Genomic DNA, 5276 nt, shown 5'->3' on the forward strand with positions numbered 1-5276 from the left:
ATGCCGCCTCGACCCCTTCGGCATGTTGGTGGAGCGGTCCGGTCCCGCCGGCTTGCTTGGGGGGTGAGGCGGCGTGGGAGTCTCAGTCGGCCGGCTCGTAGCGGATGGGGAGACTCTTGAGCCCGCCGACGAAGGTGGTCGCGGTCAGCGCCGGCGGTCCGGCGAGTTCGATGGTGCGCAGCCGCGGCAGCAACTCCGCGAAGAACGCCGACACCTCCAGTTTGGCCAGCGTCGCGCCCAGGCAGCGGTGCACGCCGAATCCGAAGGAGAGGTGCTTGTTCGGTGTACGGGCGATGTCGAAGCGGAAGGGATCGTCGAAGACTTCCTCGTCCCTGTTCGCCGATGGGTACATGAGCAGCAGCGAGTCCCCCCGGCGGATGGCGGTGCCGCCGATGCGGCAGTCCTCGGCGGCCGTGCGCATGAAGGACTTGGTCGGAGTGACCCACCGGATCATCTCGTCCACGGCGTACGGCAGCAGGTCCGGGCGCTCGGCGAGCCGGGCCATCTGCTCCGGATGCTCGATCAGAGCCTGCAGCCCGCCGGACAAGGTGGAACTGGTGGTGTCGTGGCCGGCGGTGGCAATCAGGACGTAATAGGAGAGGGCGTCGACATCGGAGAGGTACTCCCCGTCGATCCGCGCATTGGCGATACGGGAGGAAAGGTCGGCACACGGGTGGGCACGACGCTCGGCCGTCGTCCTGGCGAAATACTCGAACATGTCCTGTTTCGGCTCAGCCAGGGCGGCGGCGCCCAGTACCCGCGCCTTGTCCTCGTCTGCCCTGCCGAACATCTCCTGCGTCCATTTGAGCATGATCTCATAGTCATTCTCGGGCAGTCCGAGCATCGCCATGATGACATAGAGCGGATAGTGCACCGATATGTCGGCGGCGAAGTCGCAGGAATCACCGAGAGCGAACATGCGGTCGACGTACCGCCGGGCCAGCCGCCGTATCTGCGTCTCCATCTCGCGCAGTACGCTCGGTTTGAACCAGTCCGCCGCTATGGCGCGGACGAGCCGGTGCCTGGCGCCGTCGAGGTTTACCAGCATGGTCAGGTTCCCGCCATTGGCTTCGGTGTATTTCTCCTCCTCCCGGGGGGTCAGCGTGCTCCGGGGCGCGTTGAGGAAGCGCGTGTTTTCCCGCTCGATCCTCATGACGTCGGCATGCCGCGTCACAGCCCAGAACGGGTCGTACCCCTCTTCTTCCACCCAGTGCAGCGGCGCCTCCCGGCGCAGGATCGTAAGCGCCCGGTGGAGGAATTCGTCGTCGGTGTAGCTTGCGGGATCGGTCAGGCAGCGGCCCGCCCGCTCAATGCTCAGGTCCAGAACCATGACTCCAGTGCTTCCCTTGGAAGAGATCGCCCCGCGCGACGAAATGGTGCGTGTCGGGCGGTGTGAGAAGTGGGCGGCGGATGACCCCTAATCGATGACGGAACATCCGGTGCCTGAGGAAAAGGAGCTGCTTTAAGGAGCTTAAAAAGTCAGCCAGATATACGTCAAGTGATACGCGTCACTTTTCTCTCGCTGGAGTGCGGGGAATGCATTGGAATTCCGGCGAGGGGTCGCGTAATTTCGCTCCGCGCATGGCAATGGGGGGATTTTCCGAGCCTGCTGCAACCGGGCGGCATCACGGGAAGTTAAATCCAGAACGCAACCGGAGGGAAGACTGACTGTGTGTGGAATGGCAGGTTGGGTGGCGTTTCGGCACGACCTCACTGATCAGCGGGAGGTCGGCGAGGCCATGAGTGCGACCATGGCCCGCCGCGGGCCCGACGACGCCGGCTTGTGGGTGTGCCCGCGCGCCGTCCTGGGGCACCGCCGACTGGCCGTCGTCGACCCCGTGGGTGGGGCGCAGCCCATGGTGCACGAGACGCCCGACGGGCCCGTAGTCCTCGTCTACACGGGGGAGTGCTACAACTACCGGGAGCTGCGGAACGAACTGCGCCTGCGCGGGCACCGTTTCCGTACGAACAGTGACACCGAGGTCGTGCTGTGCGGCTACATGGAGTGGGGTGCCTCGGTCGCGGAGCGGCTCAACGGCATGTACGCCTTCGCCGTGTGGGACGGTCGCACGGAGCAGCTGCTCCTCGTCCGCGACCGCATGGGCGTCAAGCCGCTGTACTACTTCCCCACGCCCGACGGCGTGCTGTTCGGCTCGGAGCCGAAGGCCATCCTCGCCCACCCGTCCGTCGAACGCGTGGTGGACCTCGACGGCCTGCGTCAGCTGTTCGCCTGTGCGTTCGGTTTCGTCAAGACTGTCGGCGGGGCCGTATGGCGGGGCATGCACGAGGTCGTGCCCGGCACGATGGTCGTCGTCGATCGCGGTGGGCTGCACACGTCGAGGTACTGGCAGCTCGGAGCATCGCGGCACCGCGACGACCTCACGACGACGGTGCGCACGGTGCGCGAACTTCTGGACGACATCGTGGCGCGCCAGCTACGAGCGGATGTGCCGGGCTGCGTGCTGCTCTCCGGCGGGCTCGACTCGAGTGCGATCACGGCGCTGGCCTCCCGGCACGTCCGCGAGACCACCGGGGAGAAGGTGCGCAGCTTTTCCATCGGCTTCGCAGGGCATGCCGATGACGACCGCCCGGACGAGGTGCGCCCCAGCCCCGACACGCCGTTCGCCCACGACGTCGCCGGGCACGTCGGCACTGATCACCGGGACGTCGTGCTCGATTCCCTGGCGCTGGCCGATCCCGCGGTGCGCAGAGCCGCGGTGGGCGCCCGTGATCTGCCGCTCAATCTGGGCGACATGGACAGTTCCCTCTACCTGATGTTCTCGGCGATCCGCGAGCACGCCACAGTCGCTCTGTCAGGAGAGGCCGCCGACGAAGTGTTCGGCGGTTACCGGTGGATGCACGACGCCCGGGCGCGGGCCGCGGACACCTTCCCATGGCTGGACGTGTTCTCCCGCCAGACGGGCTCCGCGGTGGGACTCGAACCGTCGCTCGCGAAGTCCCTGGCGCTCCCCGACTACCTGGCCGCCCATTACCGGGCAACACTCGCCGAGGTGCCCGCTCTGGAGGGCGCCGATCCTGTCGAGGCGCGGATGCGCGAGATCTCCTACGCACATCTCACACACTTCGTCCGAGTGCTGCTCGACCGCAAGGACAGGATGAGCATGGCAGCCGGCGTCGAGGTGCGGGTGCCCTTCTGCGACCACCGTCTCGTCGACTACGTCTTCAACGCGCCCTGGTCCTTCAAAGTGCACGACGGACGTGAGAAGAGCCTGCTCAGACAGGCGGTTGCCGATGTGCTCCCCCGGTCGGTGATGGAACGGGTCAAGAGCCCCTACCCGTCCACCCAGGACCAGCGGTACGTCGCCGAACTGCAACGCCAGGTCGGCTCCGTGTTCGGTTCCGCGCAGAGCCCGGTCCCGGACGTCATGCACGGCGACAGGATCCGGGAAATCGCGCGCGCCGATCCGGGAGCGGTCGGGCAGTCCGAGCGGGCCGCGCTCGAGCGAGTCCTCGAACTGGATGCCTGGTTCGATCTCTGGCAGCCGGAGATACGGCTGTAGGTGTGGCTGGTGCTGCGACCGGAGGGGTTCACCGGCTCGCGATCAGGAAGGCCCCCGGACGGGCGGCCGCGCGGCCAGTTCGTGCGCGGGGGCGCCGGGTTTGCCCTCCGCCCACGCGGTGACCGCGTCCCGGAACGCCCCCATGTCAGCTACGGGAGAGAGTCTCACGCCGTTCCGGCCACGACGCGAGGGGATTCCGCCGGTACGCCGATGTGCGGCGAGCCGTCGGATCCGAGGTCACCGCCCCCATGGGGCGAGGTGCGGTTCACGCGGGCACGCGCGGCCCGAACCCCCTCCCTCCGGGGAGGGGAGCATTCAACGACGTCTTCCGCCGTCCACGCAGACGGTGGTCGGCGCGCGTCTGCCGGCAAGGCCTGTCACTGCCGCCGAAGCGGCGGCAAGTGCTTCTGTGCTCTCCTCGGGATGCGGTGACGGCTGCGTGGCCGTCGTCTCGGCCGGGGACCCGGCAGGCGGCCCGTGACGCCCGAACGGGAGTCACGCCTGTTCCGGGGCGGCGGCCGCCCGATGGCCCGGCCGGGCGGCTACCACCGAAGCCGTGCCGCGGGGATCGCCGAGCGGCTGATGGGCGTCAAGCCCGGTGCCGCCCAGAGGTCGGTGCGATGGCGGACGACTACGTCCTGCTGTCCGGCCGCACAGGCGCCCCCGGCGTCACACCCTCACAGGATCGGCGAGATCTGGGCGGAAGGGTAGTGCGTCCCACGTCGACGTCTGGCACAACGCCGCCGACGCCCGACGGATCACGGCCGTGCAACGGGGGCGGTCGTCTTCTGGCCGCCGCTTTCCACGACATGGGCGCGATGCTCGGCGTGGTACTCCTACTGGGGCGCGAGCATCCCCTCCTGTCTGATAGGCCCCGAGGCGTTCATCCGGCGTCCGGCACGCTGGCTGGAGGCCCTGCCACGGCTCCGCGGCACTCACGTCGCGGAGCCCGACTTCGTCTGCGACCTGTGCCCGCGCGAAGCCGCCGACTGGCGGGCGGTGCTCAACGGGTTCCGGCATCCTCCTCGCCCCGGATGCGGGCGCCGAAGGTCTCCCGGGTGGCTTCCGCTCGGCCGAGCAGCCGCGCGCCACGCCGGGCGACGGCGGCGGAGGCGCCGGCGGTCTCGGCTCGGGCACTTCGTCGGTGGTCAGCAGGGGGAGTTCGCGCAGCTCCGGCATGTCGCCGAAGTCGGAGGTCAGCCGGTTCTGCGCTTCGCGACTGGTCGGCATCAGGTCGGTTTCCGCGTCGTCGGCGATGGCCCGCAGGCGCCGGACGGCGTGGCGCCGTGATGATACGTGTACCAGCGTGCCGATAACCCGGCTGCGGCGCAGTTCAGCCGGGTGCGGACGAACTCCAGTCCCGTCGGGTCCATCAGCAGCGTGGCGCGTCCACCATCGCCACGCGCTGCCAGGTGGTGTGTGTGAGTGAGCGCCGCTTCCTGGAGCTCGTGGTATGTGATCGGCAAGCTGATTGTGGGAGAGTTCTGAACGCAGCACCGGGTGAGGAAGCGGCCAGATGCTCGGCCACCGAAAGGGTGGCCGGATGGATGTCGTTTCGCAACGGCGGGAGAGGCGTCACACTCTCGCCGTATGGGTGAGTACGGGCGCCAGGCCCGCGTTCTGCGGGAGTGTCCTGAAGGGGTCGAGGCGGTCCTCGCCGATGCTGGCGCGGCGGCCGGGGTCGGTGACGCCGAGTCCCGGGCGGGGGGCCATGCCCAGGACGGCGACCTTGCCGATGTGCTCGTTCAGCTGCAC

General features: G+C 68.5%; 2 protein-coding genes and 1 pseudogene. 1 reads left to right on the plus strand and 2 read right to left on the minus strand.

What is annotated here, in order from left to right:
• Positions 1 to 82 precede the first annotated feature (82 nt).
• A complete protein-coding gene (locus ACZ4WH_RS43810) occupies positions 83 to 1330 on the minus strand; it encodes a cytochrome P450 (RefSeq protein WP_468191919.1) in 1248 nt (415 codons plus the stop codon).
• A 340-nt stretch (positions 1331 to 1670) separates the two neighbouring features.
• Between ACZ4WH_RS43810 and asnB the strand changes: the two genes are divergently transcribed.
• A complete protein-coding gene (gene asnB, locus ACZ4WH_RS43815) occupies positions 1671 to 3521 on the plus strand; it encodes an asparagine synthase (glutamine-hydrolyzing) (RefSeq protein WP_468191921.1) in 1851 nt (616 codons plus the stop codon).
• Positions 3522 to 5096: 1575 nt separating this feature from the next.
• Here asnB and ACZ4WH_RS43820 read toward each other — a convergent pair.
• Positions 5097 to 5276 (minus strand): annotated as a pseudogene (locus tag ACZ4WH_RS43820) (hypothetical protein); the annotation flags it as partial.

It is taken from the genome of Streptomyces sp. NPDC029138 (assembly GCF_055564375.1).